The organism is Pseudomonas sp. RW407 (assembly GCF_003176655.1).
Taxonomy (GTDB): Bacteria; Pseudomonadota; Gammaproteobacteria; order Pseudomonadales; family Pseudomonadaceae; genus Pseudomonas; species Pseudomonas delhiensis.
The window spans coordinates 535,622-552,220 of sequence record NZ_QGSL01000107.1; the positions used below are offsets into that span (position 1 = coordinate 535,622).

At 68.2% G+C, this 16,599-nt stretch carries 13 protein-coding genes; 8 read left to right on the plus strand and 5 right to left on the minus strand.

Translation table 11 applies throughout. The annotated features are described in order from the left end of the window. The 6 genes from DK254_RS26445 to DK254_RS26470 form a co-directional block, all read left to right on the plus strand. Positions 1–1,146, plus strand: a 1,146-nt coding sequence (locus DK254_RS26445; RefSeq protein ID WP_305888138.1) for an ATP-dependent helicase C-terminal domain-containing protein, incomplete at its 5' end; no start/stop codon positions are given. 122 nt (positions 1,147–1,268) lie between these two features. After that, the gene (locus DK254_RS26450; RefSeq protein WP_109936205.1) at positions 1,269–2,585 is read left to right on the plus strand and encodes a type II toxin-antitoxin system HipA family toxin; all 1,317 of its coding nucleotides are present in this window, start codon (positions 1,269–1,271) and stop codon (positions 2,583–2,585) included. Further along, a complete protein-coding gene (locus tag DK254_RS26455; protein ID WP_109936206.1) occupies positions 2,582–2,971 on the plus strand; it encodes a helix-turn-helix domain-containing protein in 390 nt (129 codons plus the stop codon). The genes DK254_RS26450 and DK254_RS26455 overlap by 4 nt, the downstream gene beginning before the upstream one ends. A 116-nt stretch (positions 2,972–3,087) precedes the next feature. Beyond that, positions 3,088–3,744 carry a paraquat-inducible protein A gene (locus tag DK254_RS26460; protein WP_109936207.1) on the plus strand — a complete coding sequence of 219 codons (657 nt, stop codon included), beginning with the start codon at positions 3,088–3,090 and terminating at the stop codon, positions 3,742–3,744. Beyond that, positions 3,731–4,351 (plus strand): paraquat-inducible protein A, encoded by a 621-nt coding sequence (locus DK254_RS26465; RefSeq protein ID WP_109936208.1) that lies wholly within the window; start codon positions 3,731–3,733, stop codon positions 4,349–4,351. The genes DK254_RS26460 and DK254_RS26465 overlap by 14 nt, the downstream gene beginning before the upstream one ends. Then, positions 4,344–6,647 carry a PqiB family protein gene (locus DK254_RS26470; protein ID WP_109936209.1) on the plus strand — a complete coding sequence of 768 codons (2,304 nt, stop codon included), beginning with the start codon at positions 4,344–4,346 and terminating at the stop codon, positions 6,645–6,647. The genes DK254_RS26465 and DK254_RS26470 overlap by 8 nt, the downstream gene beginning before the upstream one ends. Positions 6,648–7,041: 394 nt before the next feature. Here DK254_RS26470 and DK254_RS26475 read toward each other — a convergent pair whose 3' ends face one another. From DK254_RS26475 to mksB, 5 genes are all read right to left on the minus strand, one after another. Continuing rightward, positions 7,042–8,601, minus strand: coding sequence for an iron ABC transporter permease (locus DK254_RS26475; RefSeq protein WP_109936210.1), 1,560 nt, complete (start codon positions 8,599–8,601; stop codon positions 7,042–7,044). Further along, complete coding sequence (locus DK254_RS26480) at positions 8,601–9,608, minus strand: iron ABC transporter substrate-binding protein (protein WP_109936211.1); 1,008 nt, start codon at positions 9,606–9,608, stop codon at positions 8,601–8,603. Before DK254_RS26480 ends, DK254_RS26475 begins: the two co-directional genes overlap by 1 nt. A 123-nt stretch (positions 9,609–9,731) precedes the next feature. After that, complete coding sequence (gene mksF / locus DK254_RS26485; RefSeq protein ID WP_109936212.1) at positions 9,732–12,569, minus strand: Mks condensin complex protein MksF; 2,838 nt, start codon at positions 12,567–12,569, stop codon at positions 9,732–9,734. Beyond that, positions 12,566–13,300 (minus strand): Mks condensin complex protein MksE, encoded by a 735-nt coding sequence (mksE, locus tag DK254_RS26490; RefSeq protein ID WP_109936213.1) that lies wholly within the window; start codon positions 13,298–13,300, stop codon positions 12,566–12,568. Before mksE ends, mksF begins: the two co-directional genes overlap by 4 nt. Beyond that, positions 13,290–14,567, minus strand: coding sequence for an Mks condensin complex protein MksB (gene mksB / locus DK254_RS26495; RefSeq protein WP_109936214.1), 1,278 nt, complete (start codon positions 14,565–14,567; stop codon positions 13,290–13,292). Before mksB ends, mksE begins: the two co-directional genes overlap by 11 nt. 191 nt (positions 14,568–14,758) lie before the next feature. On the opposite strand from mksB, the gene DK254_RS26500 reads away from it, so the two are divergent. After that, the gene (locus tag DK254_RS26500; RefSeq protein ID WP_109936215.1) at positions 14,759–15,364 is read left to right on the plus strand and encodes a hypothetical protein; all 606 of its coding nucleotides are present in this window, start codon (positions 14,759–14,761) and stop codon (positions 15,362–15,364) included. A gap of 160 nt (positions 15,365–15,524) precedes the next feature. Next, positions 15,525–16,589, plus strand: a complete 1,065-nt coding sequence (locus DK254_RS26505; RefSeq protein ID WP_371921181.1) for a hypothetical protein — start codon at positions 15,525–15,527, stop codon at positions 16,587–16,589. The last annotated feature ends 10 nt before the right edge of the window (positions 16,590–16,599 follow it).

The following is a 16,599-nucleotide window of genomic DNA, read 5'->3' on the forward strand; positions in this document are numbered from 1 at the left end:
GGCGCCGACCTGCACGAGCGCACCGCCCTGCTGGCCGGGGAGTCGGCCGGCAACCGCGCCAGCCGCGGCGCGGTGCAGCGCGCGCGGCAGCTGGCCCGGCAATTCCGCGGCTACCTGCGCGGCCAGCCGGTCGAAGCGGTGGCCGACCCCGATCACCCGCGCTGGCTCGGCGCGCTGCTGGCCTTCGCCTATCCCGACCGCGTGGCCCGCCAGCGCCGCGGGGGCGGTGGCGAATACCGCCTGGCCAACGGCCGCGCCGCGCAGTTCGGCGAACCGGACGCGTTGATGAAGGAGCCCTGGCTGGTGGTCGCCGACCTCGGCAGCCGCCAGGGCCAGCGCGAAGAGCGCATCTACCTGGCCGCCGCCCTGGACGCGGCGCTGTTCGACTCGGTGCTGGCCGAGCAGGTGAGGGTGCACGACGAGCTGGACTGGGACGAGCGCGAAGGCGTGCTGCGCGCCGAGCGCCAGCGCAAGGTCGGCGAGCTGGTGCTGTCCAGCGAGGCGCTGCCCAACCTCGACGCCGAGGCCCGCAGCCGCGCGCTGCTCGGCCTGGTGCGGCGCAAGGGCCTGGAGCTGCTGCCCTGGACCCCGGAGCTGCGCCAGTGGCAGGCGCGGATCGCTTTGCTGCGCCGGCTCGACCTGGAAAGCAAGGGCGAGAGCGAGTGGCCCGACGTCGGCGACCAGGCCCTGCTGGCGAGCCTGGAGGCCTGGCTGCTGCCCTACCTGGGCAAGGTCTCGCGCCTGGCCCACTTCGCCAACCTGGAGCTGCCCGGCATCCTCCACGGCCTGCTGTCCTGGCCGCTGCCGCAGCGCCTGGACGAACTGGCGCCGCGCACCCTGCAGGTGCCGTCCGGCTCGAACATCCGTCTGGACTACAGCGAAAACCCGCCAGTGCTGGCGGTGCGCCTGCAGGAGCTGTTCGGCCTGGCCGACACCCCGCGCATCGCCGGCGGCCGCCTGGCGGTGAAACTGCACCTGCTGTCGCCGGCGCAGCGCCCGGTGCAGGTGACCCAGGATCTGGCCAACTTCTGGCGCAGCACCTACGCCGAGGTGAAGAAGGACCTCAAGGGCCGCTACCCCAAGCACTACTGGCCGGACGACCCGCTGATCGCCGAGCCGACCGCGCGGGCCAAGCCGCGCAGATGAGCATGAGTCGGAATTAAAATGCTGGTTTATTGTCTGCTCACTACTTGAATCGGAATTGTATTGCCGGAAAATGCGGGTATAGCTAAATTGGTCGGTATCAGAGTTCCGATTCAGGCGCCCACATGTCCGAGCAACTCACGCTCCAGACCTACGTCGATGGCCAGTGGCACGATGCCCTGGTGCTGACGGTCGAGAACCCCGAGAAGGTTTCGCTCGGAGCGACCTCGGCCGGCTATGCCACGGACTACCTCGTGACGTTCATCGAGCGGATGGACTCGGTGATGGAGCCGGCGGTGAGCGTGAACTTGCCGCTGGGCTGGAATTCGGTGCGAGGTACCGGGTACCCGGCCTTCGTCTACGACATCATTCCCGCGGGCGCGGCATACCGTTCCCTGCTCAAGCGGTTCGGCGGCGACAAGCCCGAGGGGATGGACGTGGGGCTCTTCATCTTCAAGCGCTGCACGCCGTCGCCCATCGGGCATCTGCGGGTGAAGGAGTCGTTCGACTATCTCGATACCACGCGCAAAGAGGCCTTCGCGCGCCAGGAGGTGGAGGACAGGACGAACGAGTTCCTCGAATACGCCTACGAGACGGGGGCCGCGCTGGGCGGCGCCACGGGGGCGCAAGGCGAGGCGCCGAAGCTGCTCATGGCCGAGGACGACCAGGGGCAGCTTCATGCCGACGCCATGCTCGCGGACGACCAGGTGCGCCGGCACTGGCTGATCAAGTTCGCCCGCAACCGGGTGAGCGAGACCGACAAGGCCATTCTTCGGGCCGAATACCACTACTACCGGGCCATCGCCGAACTGGGGCTAGACACCGTTCCCATCGATGGGCTGGCGCTTTGCGAGGGGACGCGGCCGAGTCTGTGGATGCCCCGCTTCGACCGCCGCATAGTCGATGGGCGGGTCGAGCGCATTCCCATGGAATCGATCTACTCGGTCTGTCAGGTGACCGAACAGGGGCAGAGGATGGCCCACGAGGACGTTCTCCAGCGCCTGGCTGCCCTCTGGACTGCCAATGGCCAGGGCGCGGAAGTGGAGGACCTGGTATTCGAATATGTCCGGCGCGACCTGCTGAACAAGATCCTCGGCAATTCGGACAACCATGGTCGGAACACTGCGATCTTCCGCAGCGCCGGTCGGTTCCAGCTGGCGCCTGTCTATGACCTGGCGCCGATGGTGCTCGATGCCGAGGGCATAACGCGCGCGACGAAGTGGGAGAGCGAACGCAGGGGGAATCCGGATTGGGCCGAGGTCTGCGCCGCCCTGAAGGGCATTGCCGAGCCGAACGCCCTGATGGCTCGCCTGAAGAAGGCCGCACAGGCATTCAGGGCCCTTCCCGAATTGCTCGCGGACCTGCCCGACGAGGTGAAGCGCTCGGCGAACATCCCGCTCAACCATCTGGACAGACGCCTGGGCGAATGGGGGCTGCTATGAGAGACATCACCGTCGAGGAGCGCCAACGGCTGATCGACGACATCCTCCGGGCGAACGTGCAGGGCCGGGAGTCGCTCGGTGTTTCCATCCGTCGGCTGCGTGTCGAGGTCACCGGGTTGGACCAGGACACCTTCGCCGCCATGTGCAGGATGTCGACGAAGGCGCTCTACCAGCTGGAGAACGACAAGGGGAATCCCACCCTCGGAACGCTCAACGGCATCCTCAACAAGTTCGGCATGAGGATGGCGCTGGCTTCGATCGTGGCCGATGCGGCGTTCCCGGCGCGGTCCGGCAAGGCCGAGGGCCGGCCCCTTCCTCGCGGTACCAGCCCCTCCATGGCGAAGCGCCGGGCAGCGGCCGGGCCTGCCGGGAAGAGCAAGGCCTGAAGGCGCACCCATGGCCAGCACCGCGGGGGCGTTTCGCAGGCTTTCGAGGGCGCCCGGGCGCAGCGCCAGAGCGGCCGCCTCGGCTACAATAGGCACAAATCGCCGCGAGTCCCCCCATGTCCGAAACCGATAGCCGAGCGCTGCAAGACCTGCCGCTGGAGCAGCTGATCGCCTGCCATGAATGCGACCTGCTGATGCGCCGCGAGCCGGTCCCCACGGGCAACCGCTCGGTCTGCCCGCGCTGCGGCTACGAGCTGGAGATCCACCGGCCGCACATGGTGCGCCGCGCCCTGGCGCTGGTGCTCACCGCGCTGATCCTGTACGTGCCGGCCAACTTCCTGCCGATCATGAAGATCAACATCCTCGGCCAGACCGGCGTCGACACCGTCTGGAGCGGGGTGCAGGGGCTCTACAACTCGAACATGCAAGGCGTCGGCATCGTGGTGTTCCTGTGCAGCATGGTGATCCCCCTGGCCAAGCTGCTGTGCCAGCTGTTCGTCCTCTGCAGCCTACGCTTCGACGTGGCACGCGGGCAGGCCATGCAGCTGCTGCGCTGGTACCAGCACCTGCGCGAGTGGGGCATGCTGGAGGTCTACCTGATGGGCATCCTGGTGGCCATCGTCAAGCTGATCGACATGGCCGAGCTGCACATCGGCGTGGGCCTGGCCTGCTTCATCGGCCTGCTGTTCAGCCAGATATGGCTGGAGGTGACCATGTCGCGCCACCAGGTGTGGGAAGAACTGGCCGGGGAGTTCGACGATGAGGGCCATTGACGCCGGTATCCTGACCTGCGGCGAATGCCACCAGCTCAACCGCGCCACCGACGAGGAGCCGCAGCACTGTTCGCGCTGTGGCTCGGCGCTGCACGCGCGGCGGCCGAACAGCCTCACCCGCACCTGGGCGCTGCTGATCACCGCGGCCATCCTCTACATCCCGGCGAACCTGCTGCCGATCATGACCGTCAACTTCCTCGGCAGCGGCACCCCGGCGACCATCATGGAAGGGGTGGTGGAGCTGATCCACGCGGACATGATCCCGGTGGCCGCGGTGGTGTTCGTCGCCAGCATCCTGGTGCCGACCTTCAAGCTGGTCGGCATCGCCCTGCTGCTTTACTCGGTGCAGCGCCACCAGCCGATGTCGGCGCGGCAGCGCATCGTGATGTACCGTTTCATCGAATGGATAGGTCGCTGGTCGATGCTCGATATCTTCGTCATCGCCATCCTCGTGACCCTGGTGAATTTCGGCAACCTGGCCAGCATCGAGGCGAACCTCGGCGCGGCCGCCTTCGCCTGCGTGGTGGTGCTGACCATGCTGGCCGCAGTGACTTTCGATCCCAGGCTGATCTGGGATAACACGGACGCGGAAAACGACGATGAGTGAACTCCCCACCCCCAAGCTGCGCAAGACCACCAACTGGTCGGCGATCTGGATCCTGCCGCTGATCGCCCTGGCGATCGGCGCCTGGCTGGCCTGGCGGGCCTACGACCAGGCCGGGGTGACGATCAACATCCAGTTCGAGAGTGGCGACGGCATCCAGGCGAACAAGACCGAGGTGATCTTCAAGGGCATCGCCGTGGGCAAGGTGATCGACCTGCACGTGAACAAGCCGACGCTGGGCGTGACCGCCACGGTGGAGATGCGCAAGGAGGCCATCGAGTACCTGAGCGAGCGCACGCGCTTCTGGCTGGTCAAGCCGCGGGTCTCGCTGGCCGGGGTGACCGGGCTGGAGACACTGGTGTCGGGCAACTACATCGCCATCGACCCGGTGAAGGGCGAGCTCAACCACGACTTCGTCGCGCTCAAGGAGCCGCCGCCGCTGTCCGACAGCCTGCCCGGCCTGCACCTGGTGCTCAAGGCCGAGCGCCTGGGCTCGCTGGAGCAGGGCAGCCCCATCTACTACCGGCAGATCCAGGTCGGCCAGGTGAAGAGCTACCAACTGGCCGAGGACCAGAAGACCATCGAGGTGAAGGTCCACATCGAGCCGGCCTACGCCAACCTGGTGCGCAAGCACACGCGCTTCTGGAACGCCAGCGGCATCACCCTGTCCGGCAGCCTCAGCGGGCTGAAGCTGCGCACCGAGTCGCTGGCCAGCATCGCCGCCGGCGGCATCGCCTTCGCCACCCCGGACAGCTACCCGGACAGCCCGCCCACCGACCCGACCAAGCCGTTCCGCCTCTACGAGGACTACGACGCCGCCCAGGCGGGCCTGGCGGTGCGCCTGAAGGTCGACGACGTCAGCGGCCTTTCCGCCGGCAGCACCCCGGTGATGTACAACGGCGTGCAGGTCGGCACGGTCAAGACCATCGACATGAACAAGGACTTCAACGGCGCCACCGCGACCCTGTCGATGGACCCGCGCACCGAAGACTTCCTCAACACCAAGGCCGAGTTCTGGCTGGTCAAGCCGAGCATCTCCCTGGCCGGCATCACCGGCCTGGAGGCGCTGGTGAAGGGCAACTACATCGCCGTGCGCTTCGCCAAGGACGGTGAGCCCACCCGCGACTTCACCATCCGCCCGAAGGCGCCGCCGCTGAACCTCGACGCGCCGGGCCTGCACCTGGTGCTGACCAGCGACCGCCTGGGCTCGCTGGAGGTGGGCACGCCCATCCTCTACCGGCAGATGAAGGTCGGCACCGTGCAGAGCTACCAGCTGTCCCGCGACCGCCAGCGGGTGGTGGTGGGCGTGCACATCGAGCCTGAATACGCGGCCCTGGTGAACACTTCCACGCGCTTCTGGAACGTCAGCGGCGTGACCCTGAGCGGCGACCTCAACGGCATCAAGTTCAAGAGCGAGTCGCTACAGACGCTGATCAGCGGCGGCATCGCCTTCGACACCCCGGACCCCAAGGCCGCGCCCATCACCAAGGTGCGCCGCTTCGCCCTCTACGACAGCGAGGAAAGCGCCCACGCCAAGGGCCAGGTGATCGAACTGCGCGCCGACTCGGCCGACGGCCTGCGCGAGGGCACCGTGATCCGCTACCGCGGCCTGGACGTGGGCCGCGTGGAGCAGGTGGACCTCAGCCGCGACCTCGGCGGCGTGGTGCTCAAGGCCCGCCTGGTCAAGGCCCAGGACAGCATCGCCCGCCAGGGCAGCCGCTTCTGGGTGGTCTCGGCGCAGCTCGGCCTGGGCGGCGCGGAGAACCTCGGCACCCTGGTCAGCGGCCCCTACATCGAGGTGCTGCCGGCAGCCAAGCCGGGCCCGGCGCAGAACAGCTTCAGCCTGCTGGCGCAGCAGCCCAACCGCCTGCTCGACGCCGACGGCCTGCGCCTGACCCTCAGCGCCGCCCGCCGCGGCTCGCTGAAGCCGGGCGTGCCGGTGACCTACCGCGAGGTGCAGGTGGGCAAGGTCACCTCCTTCGAGCTGGGCGAGCAGGGCGACCGGGTGCTCGTCCACATCCTCATCGAGCCGCGCTACGCGCCCCTGGTGCGCACCGGCAGCCGCTTCTGGAACACCAGCGGGGTCGGGGTGGATGCCGGCCTGTTCAAGGGCGTGAAGGTGCGCACCGAGTCCTTCGAGACCATCCTCGCCGGCGGCGTGGCCTTCGCCACCCCGGACAACGCCCAGATGGGCGCCGCGGCGCGGCCGGGGCAGACCTTCGCGCTGTTCGACGAGTACCAGGACGAATGGCTGCAGTGGGCGCCGAAGATTCCGCTGGGGAAGGCGGTGGGCGAGTAGGGCGTATAACCGTTCGCGGTTATACGCCGCTTATCCGAGGCCAAGCGCCCCGCCGGGAGACCGGGCGGGGCGTTTTCTTTTGGGGCCTTGGGCTTTTTGTAGGAGCGAGCTTGCTCGCGAATCGTGTTCACCGGTGGCTTCGGTGCTTGGGTCTGGCTCCTTTCCCTCTCCCTAACCCTCTCCCTGAAGGGAGAGGGGACCGTTGGGCAGACGCTGGTGTTCTGGAGTCAGCCGGCAACACCCAAAACTGCCGGCTGGAACCGGATCTTCTCTCGGCACGGACAAGCCCCCTCTCCCTTCAGGGAGAGGGCTGGGGAGAGGGTGCTCTTCGGGATGATACCTTTCGCGAGCAAGAGCCAGGCGCCCCCCTCGCTCCTACGAAAAGCCTGGCGCCTCAGCGGCTACTGCGCGCCGCCCGGGTGGTCAGCAGGTACACCGGCACCCCCGAGATCAGGATCAGCAGCGCCGCATAGGGCGCCGCCGCCGCGTATTCCAGCGTCGAGGTATGCACCCACACCGCCGTGGCCAGGGTCGTCAGCCCGGTGGGGCCGAGCACCAGGGTGGCGGTCAGTTCCTTCATGCTGTCGAGGAACACCAGCACGAAGCCCGCGCCCATGGCCGGGGAGATGATCGGCAGGGTGATGCGCAGGAAGGCGCGCAGCGGCGTCTGGCCCAGCGTGCGGGCGGCCTCCTCCAGTTGCGGCGAGGCCTTTTCCAGGGCCACGCGGATCGGCGCCTGGGCCAGGGGCAGGAACAGCAGGGCGTAGGCGATCAGCAGCAGGGCGTTGGTCTGGTACAGGTCCGGGACGTAGTGCAGGGCGAAGTACACCAGCGACAGGGCGATCACCAGCCCCGGCAGGGCCTGCAGCAGGTAGGGCAGGCGTTGCGCCCAGCGCGCCAGCGGCCCGGGGTAGCGCACCACCAGGATGCTCACCGGCAGCGCCAGCAGGCAGCCGAGCAGGGCGCCGCCGAAGGACAGCGACAGCGACGACAGCAGCGCCTGGCCGATCTCCAGCAGCGGGAAGGCCGCCGAGGCGCCGGTGAGCAGCCAGTAGCCGAGCATGGCCATGGGGATGCCGGTGCCGACCACCACCAGCGCCACCAGCAGCAGCTGCAGCGGCCATTTCCAGGCGCCCAGGCGCACCCGCCCGGCCTGCCGCGCGCTGCCCTGGCCGGTGCGCACCAGGCGGCCGCGGCCGCGCATGCGCAGTTCCAGCCACAGCAGCAGGAAGCACAGCGCCAGCAGCACCGAGGAGAGCATGGCCGCGGTGGCGTTGCTGAATTCCAGTTCGAATTCCTGGTAGATCGCCGTGGTGAAGGTCTGGAAGCGCAGGATCGACAGCGCGCCGAACTCCACCAGCATGTGCAGCGCCACCAGCAGGCTGGTGGCGGCCAGCGTCGGGCGCAGCAGCGGCAGGGTCACCCGCCAGAACACCTGGCGGCGCGACACGCCGAGCATGCGCGCGCTTTCTTCCAGCGACGGGTCGAGGTTGCGCAGGGTGGCCGCCAGCGGCAGGTACACCAACGGGTACTTGGACATGGCCATGACCAGCACCGCGCCGCCCAGGCCCTCGTAGGCCGGGCTCAGCGACACCCAGGTGAAGCTGCTGACGAAGGAGGGGATGGCGAACGGCAGGCACAGCAGCACGTTCCAGTAGCGCCGCCCGGGCAGGTCGCTGCGCTCCACCAGCCAGGCGCAGGCCAGGCCGAGCAGGGCGCTGAGCACGGTGACCAGCACCAGCAGCTTGAGGGTGTTGCCGAACAGGCGGAACACGTAGGGCCGCCAGAGCAGTTCCCAGGCCACGTGCCAGCCCGAGTCCCAGGCCTTGGCCGCGACGTAGAACAGCGGCAGCGCCGCCAGCAGGGCGAGCAGGAGCACCGGCGGCAGCAGCCACAGCGGCGCTTTGCGCCCGTGGCCGCCGCGGGACTGGACCACGGGCGCGGCGATGGACATCAGTTCAGGCCGACGTCGCGTTCGAGGTCCAGCGCGTCCTTGGCCTCACCCATGTCGGCGGGGCTGAGCTGTGGCGGGTTCAGCTCGGTGAACGGCTTGAGCTGCGGGTCGGCCTGCATGCCCTTGCGCAGCGGGTACTCGGCGGACTGGCTGAGAATGGCCTTCTGGCCCTCTTCGCTGAGCATGAAGGCGACGAACTGCTGGGCTTCCTTCGGGTGCTGGCTGGACTTGAGCACGGCGGCGCCGGAGACGGTGACCAGCGCGCCCGGGTCCTGGTTGCCGAAGAAGTACAGGCGCGAGTTCAGTTCGCCCTTCTCCTTCTTCAGGGTGTACCAGTAGTAGTTGTTGATCAGCGCCATGTCGACCTCGCCGTTCTCCACGGCTTTCATGGCGGTGACGTTGTTGGTGTAGATGGCGCCGAAGGCCTTCAGCCCGGTCAGCCAGTCCTCGGCGGCGTCGCGGCCCTTGAGCTTGATCACGGCCGAGACCTGCTCGAGGAAGGCGCCGCTGGTGGGCACGAAGCCGAAGCGCCCGGACCACTGCGGGTCGGACAGGTCCATCAGGCTCCTGGGCAGGTCCTTCTCGTCGATCTTCTTCGGGTTGTAGGCCAGCACCCGGGCGCGCGCGGTGATGCCCACCCAGTCGCCCTTGCCGCCGGCGTTCTGCGCCTCGACCAGGGCCAGGGTGCCGGCGTCCAGCGGGGCCAGCAGGCCGGCGCCGGACAGGCGCATCAGCGGCGGTGATTCCTCGGTGTAGATGACGTCGGCCGGCGAGCGCGCGCCTTCCTCGGTGATCTGGCTGGCCAGTTGGCCATCGCCGCCCTTGCGGATCTTCACCGGGATGCCGGTCTTGTCGGTGAAGGCCTTGGCGATGGCGATGCCGGTGGCGGCGTGCTGGCCGTTGTACAGGGTGAGGGTGACCGGATCGGCCGCGGCATGCAGAGACAGGCCGCCGAGCAGGCAGGCCAGGACAGCGCCCTTGACGCCGGCGAGCAGACGAACAGACATGGAAACTCCCGTGGTGTCGCCAATGAGAATGCAAGCCATTATATGTAACCTGGCCTTTCCGGCCAAACTCCATAGCCTGCTCATGAACGCCGCCGCCGGTTGCGTGCCGGCGGCGGCGGGCGGTCAGGCCGGTTCCGCGGCCTCCTCGGCCTCGGCGGCGGGGCGGTCGACGGCGAGTTCGCGGCGGCGGATGAACTTCCAGTCCGCCTCGTCGATGTAGATGCCGCTGGGCCCGCTGCCGCCTTCCAGGTCGATGGCCACCTGCGCCGACACCTGCGGCTTGACGCTCGCCAGGATGGGCACGAAGCCCAGCTGCAGGCTGGTCTCCAGCAGCGCGGCCTGGTTGCGCTCGTCGATGTCGGCGGCCTCGTCGAGGTAGTAGGGCAGGCGGATGCGCCCGGCCTGCTCGCGGTCCATCAGGTGCAGCAACAGGTACATGTTGGTCAGCGCCTTGATGGTCATGGTGGTGCCGTTGGAGGCGGCGCCGTCGATGTCGGTGTGGACGATCGGCTGGCCGCCGACCTTGGTGATCTCGAACGCCAGCTCGAACAGGTCCTTCAGGCCCAGCTGGTTGTTGTTCGCCGCCACCAGGCGCGACAGGTAGTCCTTGGCTTCCTCGTTCTTCGCATCCTGCTCGGCGCTCTGGGTCAGGTCGAACACCGAGAGGTTCTCGCCTTCCTCGTACTGGCCGGCGCTGTGGATGATCTGGTCGATGTGCTTGAGGGCGTCCTTGTTCGGCGCCAGCACGATGCGGAAGCTCTGCAGGTTGGAGACCTGGCGCTTGTTGATCTCGCGGTTGAACAGCGCCAGCTGGTGTTCCAGGTTGTCGTAGTCGCTGCGGATGTTGCGCAGGGTGCGGGCGATGTCGGTCACCGCCGCACGGCGCGCCTTGGCCAGGGTCAGGGCCTCGTCGGTGCGGTGCGCGTAGGCGTTGATCAGCAGTTGCAGGCGGCGCTCGGGGTCGTCCTCGCTGTCGAACTTGGCCACGCCCTTCAGGCGCACCTGGGCGTACAGCGCCTCGATCTGGCCGTCGATGCGCTGCAGTTGCTGCCAGGTGTCCTGGTAGTCGTTGAGCAGCGGCAGCAGGTTGTCCAGGGAGTCGTCCACCGGCTCCATGAACGGCGTGCCGAACGGCAGGTCGGCGGGCAGCAGCTGGCGGCGGCGCAGGGCGTCGTCGAGGGTGCGCTGCTTGGCTTCCAGGTCGGCCAGTTGGCGGCCCACCAGCTGCAGCTTGGCGGACAGCTGCTGGACGCGTTCGGTGAAGGCGTCGGCCGAGCGCTTCAGCTCGTCCTGGGTGGCTTCCAGCTGCGCCAGGGTTTCCAGCTTGGCCGGCTCCTCGGCACTCAGGGTCTGGCTGCGGCGGTAGTCTTCCAGGGCCTTCTGCGCATCCAGCACCTCCTGGTACAGCTTGTCGGCCTGGGCCTTGCTGGCGTGGCGGTCGGCGGCCACGGCCTGCTGGGTCTTGAGCTGCTTGAGCTCTTTCTCCAGGCGCTCCTTCTGGTCGCGCAGGGCGGCGCGGTCGGCCAGGGCCTGCAGCGCCGGCGGCTCGATGTGCGACAGGTCGATGGACAGGCCGGGCACTTCGAAGCGCTCGCCCTTGAAGTGGTCGAGAATCTTCTCGACGCTGCCGACCCACTGGCCGTCCTCGTCCAGGCTCACGCCCTTGTCGCCCAGCGGCAGGCTGAACAGCGCGCCGTTGAACAGGCGCATCAGGCGTTCCACGTCCTGCTGCGAGAACTCTTCGCGCAGGCGGGCGTAGCTGTTGTTGTCGGCGTGTTCGAGCTGCTGGCGCACGCTTTTCACGCGCTTCTCCAGGTCGCGCACGCGCTCGTCGAGGTCCTCGCTGGTGAACTGCCGCGAGTGCGCCAGGGCGCCGGCCAGTTCGTCGTGGGCGTCCTTGGCGGCGAGCAACTGCTGCTCGAGAATCTTGGCGTCCTCGACCAGCGCGAAGCGGTTCTTCAGTACCGCCAGCTCGCCCATCCAGCGCTGGATCTCGCTGATCTCGCGCTCCAGGCGCATCAGTTCGGCGGTGCCGCCGCGCTGTTCGTTCTGCAGGCCGTCCTGCTCGTTGCGGTAGTGCTCGGCCTGGATCACCAGCTCTTCCTTGCGTGCCCCGGCGTAGTCTTCCCAGGTGCCCAGCAGGTTGTCGAGCAGCGGCGAGAGGCGGTGCATCTTGCCGCGCAGGAACTCGCGCTGCTGCACGCCGTTGGCCAGTGCCTCGACCAGCGGGCCGGCGGCCACCAGGGCCTGGTAGTCGCCTTCCATGCGGCGCACGTCGCGGAAGGCTTCCTCGCAGGCGGCGATGTAGTCGACGCTGCCCGAGCGCAGGCTGTGCTCGAAGGCGTCGAGGAACAGCTGCTTGAGCTTGGCCGCGGTGATCTCGCGCATGTGCAGCAGGTTGATGAACAGCGAGCGGAAGGTCTTCAGGCTCTGTTCGCTGGTGGAGCGCAGCGGGATCAGCGTCAGGTCCAGCGGCACCGAGGTATGCCCGCCGACCAGCAGCCGGCGCAGTTCGTCGGGCTTGAGTTCGTAGGCCTTCAGCCCGGCGCGTTCGAGGCTGGCGTACAGCTCGCGCAGGCGCAGGCAGGTGCCGTTCTTCTGGTAGTGCTCCAGGTCCAGCTCGCCCTGGTAGGCGAAGAACTGGTGGCCGAAGCCGCCGCCCGGGCCGCGCCCGCCGCAGCCGATGACGTGGCGGCCGTGGGGCAGTTCCAGCTCGATGAGGATGTAGCTGGTGTCGGTGGCGAAGTAGAACTTGCGCGAGGCTTCCAGGCTGTACTTGCCGAAGCTCATGTCCGACATGCGCGCCAGGATCGGGAACTGCAGCGCGTTGATCGACGCCGACTTGCCGAGGTTGTTGGCGCCGTACACCGACAGCGGCTGTTCCAGGGGGAAGATGCCGAGGCTGTAGCCGGCGGTGTTGAGCAGGGCGAAGCGGCGAATGCCGTAGCGTTCCTGGGTCATGCCTGGGCCTCCATGTCGGCTTGTTCTTCGGCGATGGCGCGGGCGATGGCGTCTTCCTCGTTTTCCCCGGCTTCAACCGCGGCGGTTTCGGCCAGCAGCGGCGCCGGCTCGCAGGGCTCTTCCAGGCTGACGATGGGCTCTTCGTCTTCCTCGGCCAGGGCCGGGGCGACGTAGGCCAGGTCCTTGGCGTGCAGGCTGGCGGCCAGATCGCGGTCCTGCTGCACCGACAGGCAGACGTCGAGGAAGCGGTGCATCGGCGGCAGGAAGCGGTACACGCCGTTGTCCTCGGCGGCGAAGCCGAGCTGGGTCATGCGCCGCATGACCTTTTCTTCCAGTTCTTCCTGGGTGGTCACTTCGGCCTGCAGGAACAGGTCGCGGTATTTCTCCAGCAGTGGCGGCAGTTCGTCGCGGCCGATGCTGCCGCCGTCGAGCACGGCCAGCGGGTCGCGGCTCTGGTCGGCCAGGTGTTCGACCAGGATGAAGGTGAACAGCGCCAGGCGCTGGGCGGTCTTGTTCACCTGGGCGCCGACCTGCTCGGGCACGAAGTAGTAGAAGCCGCGGGTGTCGCACACCAGCTCGAAGCCCAGCGAGCGGAACAGCGCGCGGTACTGGTCCTGCTGGTTGGACAGCTGGCTGTACAGCTCGGGGTCGCGGCGGCTGATGTGGAAGCCCTTGAACAGCTCGCGGAAGATGGGCCCGAGCTGGGTCAGTTCGGAAAGATTAATCTGCATGGGTTTCGCTCGCTTTGTCGCCCTTGCCGCTCTGGGCGGCCAGCAGGGCGAAGGAGCACAGGCTGACGCTGTGCTGGGCGGTATCGTAGTCGCGGCGCTCCAGGCGCTCGCGCTGGAAGCGGCCGTCGCGCGACAGGCGCGAGAACCAGTAGAGCAGCTCGTCGGTGGCGCCTTCGGGCTCCTGCTCCAGCAGCCAGACCATCAGGTCCGGCAGCGGCAGGGCGGCCTGGCAGCGCTCGAGCATCTCCCGCGCGGTGCGCGGCGCGGCGCGCGGGCCGTCGCCGCCGCGCTTGCCGGTCGCCTTGGGGAAGTGCGCCGGCTTGGGCTCGAAGCGGGCCAGGGCGAAGACGTAGCTTTCCACCTGCGAGGCGCTGCCGAGGAAGGTGCTCTGCGGCCGGGTGAACAGCGGCATGGAGGCCTGCGGCACGGCTTCGATGCCCTTGCGGCGGATCACCGACAGGGCCAGGGCGGCGCCACGGGTGATGGCGTTGTGCCGACGGGCCTCCTCGCGCAGCGGCAGCAGCAGTTCGCGGGCGCGGCGCAGGGTGAGCTGGGCGGTGGTCTGCATCTCCAGGATGCGCGCGTGGGTGCGCAGCAACTGGTCGTCGTCGACCAGCTGGCCGAGGCGCTGCTGTTCGCCCAGCAGGCGCAGCAGCACCTGCTCGACGCGGCGCACGCCCTGCTCGAAGGCGCCGTCGGCGGAGACCAGCTGGATCATCGGCTCGACGTATTCGTCCCAGGTCGCCAGGACTTCGGCGTAGCGCTGGCGCAGGGGGATCTGCCGGTCGCTGGTCTTGGCCCGCTCGGCCACGGCGATCAGCGCCTGTTCGTCGTTGGCCAGCTTCTTCAGCACGTCGCGCACGCGCATGTCGAGCAGCCGCAACTGGCGCGCCAGGTCGTTGCCGTCGCGCACCTCGAAGGCGTCGCGGATGTAGCCGGCCAGGCGTTCCAGGTGGCGCAGGTAGGCCTCGATCTCCAGGCACAGGCCCAGGCGGTGCTCGTGGCGCAGGTAGGCGAGGAAGTCGTGGATCTGGGCGTTCAGCTCGAAGCGGTTGGGGCTCTTGGCCACCGGCACCAGGATGTCCAGGCGGATCCACTGGTCGAGCAGGGCGGTGACATCCGCCGGGCTGCCTTCGGGCAGCTGCGCCGTGAGTTGCAGGCGCAGCTCGGCCAGGCTCAGGGTGCCGCTGTCGAAGCGCTCGCAGAGCGGTTCCAGCAGGGCCCAGTGTTCGGCGAGGGCGCGCAGTACGCGTCGGGGGTCGATCATCGGGTAACCGCAGGTGACGGGTAAAGGGGGCGATTGTACTGCAAAGGTCCGCCCGCGGCGGAAGGGGTGACGAAACGCGGCAGTTTACGCCGTGCGGGGTGCCGCCATGGCCCTGAAAACTGGCGTTAACCCCCTGAAATTGCTGGCATGTTTTCTGCCAGTTGGCTCTCAGCCAATAGCCAATTGCCGCCATGACTTACGACGCCGCACTCGCCAAGGCCCGCTGGGCCGAACTGGAGCGCCAGGATGACCTGGACTGGGACCTGGACGCCATCACCGACCGCAGCGAGGCCATCGATTTCCTCAGGCGCTTCGAGAACCGCCTGTGCATCTACTCCTCCTACGTGGAAAAGCTCTACAGCAACTACAGCTTCGTGATCCCGGAGAGCCAGGAGGGCGGCATCACCATCCTGCCCAACGAGCAGGCCTGGTTCGACACCTTCCACGACATCCCCGCCGGCGCCGTGGAGCCCACCGGCATCCACATCCTGCCCGGTGAAACCATGGGCCACCGCGGCCTGTACCTGAAGATCCCCGGCGAACACCGCCTGGTGGGCTCCGCCGAGCTGCCGTTCCAGGACGGCCTGAAGCTGCTGATCCGCCGCTACCGCATGCGCGACGAGCCCTTCCTGCCGGTGCTGGTCAAGGGTGACCTGCGCGAGTACGAGGCGCGCATGCCCTCGCTGCACCTGCACCGGCTCAACAGCGCCAAGCTGCAGGCGCAGTCGCGGCTGAACCTCGAGGCCATCAAGGGCGCCATCGCCGAGCACCTGATCGGGCTGTTCCGCCACGGCTGACGGGGTTGTTACGCCGGTGTGACCTTGGGTAACACGGCGGCCAGCTGCCAGCAGGCGATTCTCGACTATGGGTCGGGCCGCAAGGGCCGACGGCTCCCTATAGTGGCAGACAGGGCTTTTGTCCCTGGATCGGCGAACGAGAAAAGAACAAGAGGTGGCCATGGCCAGCAGCCGTATCAGCCTTCCGCGCCCCACCCGCCTTGCGCTGGCGACGGGCGCCTGCCTTGCCTGGATGGCCCTGGCGGCGCATGCCGACATGGTCGCCCTGGACGACGATCAGCTATCCGACGTGCAGGGTGCCGGCATCGGCTTCGTGGTGGACAACGCCATGATCGACGGCAGCAAGGCCACTACCACCGTCACCGGGCTGAAGGACCCCAACGGCAAGGACGTGTCCATCGCGGTGCGCAACCTCTACCTGGGGGCCTCCGGCAGCAACCACGGCAGCAACCTGCAGCCGGTCACCATCGGCCGCCTGACCTATCCCTTCAAGCTCAACCTGGCCAAGGGGTCGGTGCTCACCACCCAGCTCAACGACGGCCGCGTGGTCAACACCCTGCCCAGCGACGCCGACGTGCTCGAACTGGCCTTCCCGCCGCTGATCGCCAACAACGCCGGGCAGCCCTGCATCAGCGGCTTCGCCGGCGCCGGCAGCGGCTGTTCGAGCCGCGCCAGCGAGAAGGTCGACCTGGGGGCGCGCTTCGACTTCACCGTGCCGGTCAGCGGCGGCACCCGCACCGACGTGCTGGCCCTGGACTTCCAGGACCTGGCGATGGACGGCAGCTACCTGCGCCTGTGGGGCTCCAGCGCGCGCAGCCAACTGGTCGGCGAACTGCGCCTGAACCTCTATGCCAAGACCCTGGACATCCTCTCCTGCGCCGCGGGCAACGCCAGCTGCGCCAGCGCGGCGGAGAAGGCCGCGCGCAGCGTCTACCTGACCAACGCCTACGCCAGCGTCGCCCTGGGCTACGGCAAGTCCCAGCCGCTGCTGCTGTCGGTGACCGCCGACGGCAACTTCACCTTCGAGTTGCCCATGCTGACCGCGGCCAACGCCGCGGACTTCTACGCCAACGCGCCGCGCACCAGCCTGGTGATCGACAACCTGAACATCGGTGGCACCCGGGCCTCCTACGGCGCGGTGCCAACCGGCGGGGTCAACCTGGGGCGCAGCGAGCTGTCCGGGCTGAGCTTCAACTACCTCAAAGTCACGTCCCACAACCTCTGAGCGGAGCACG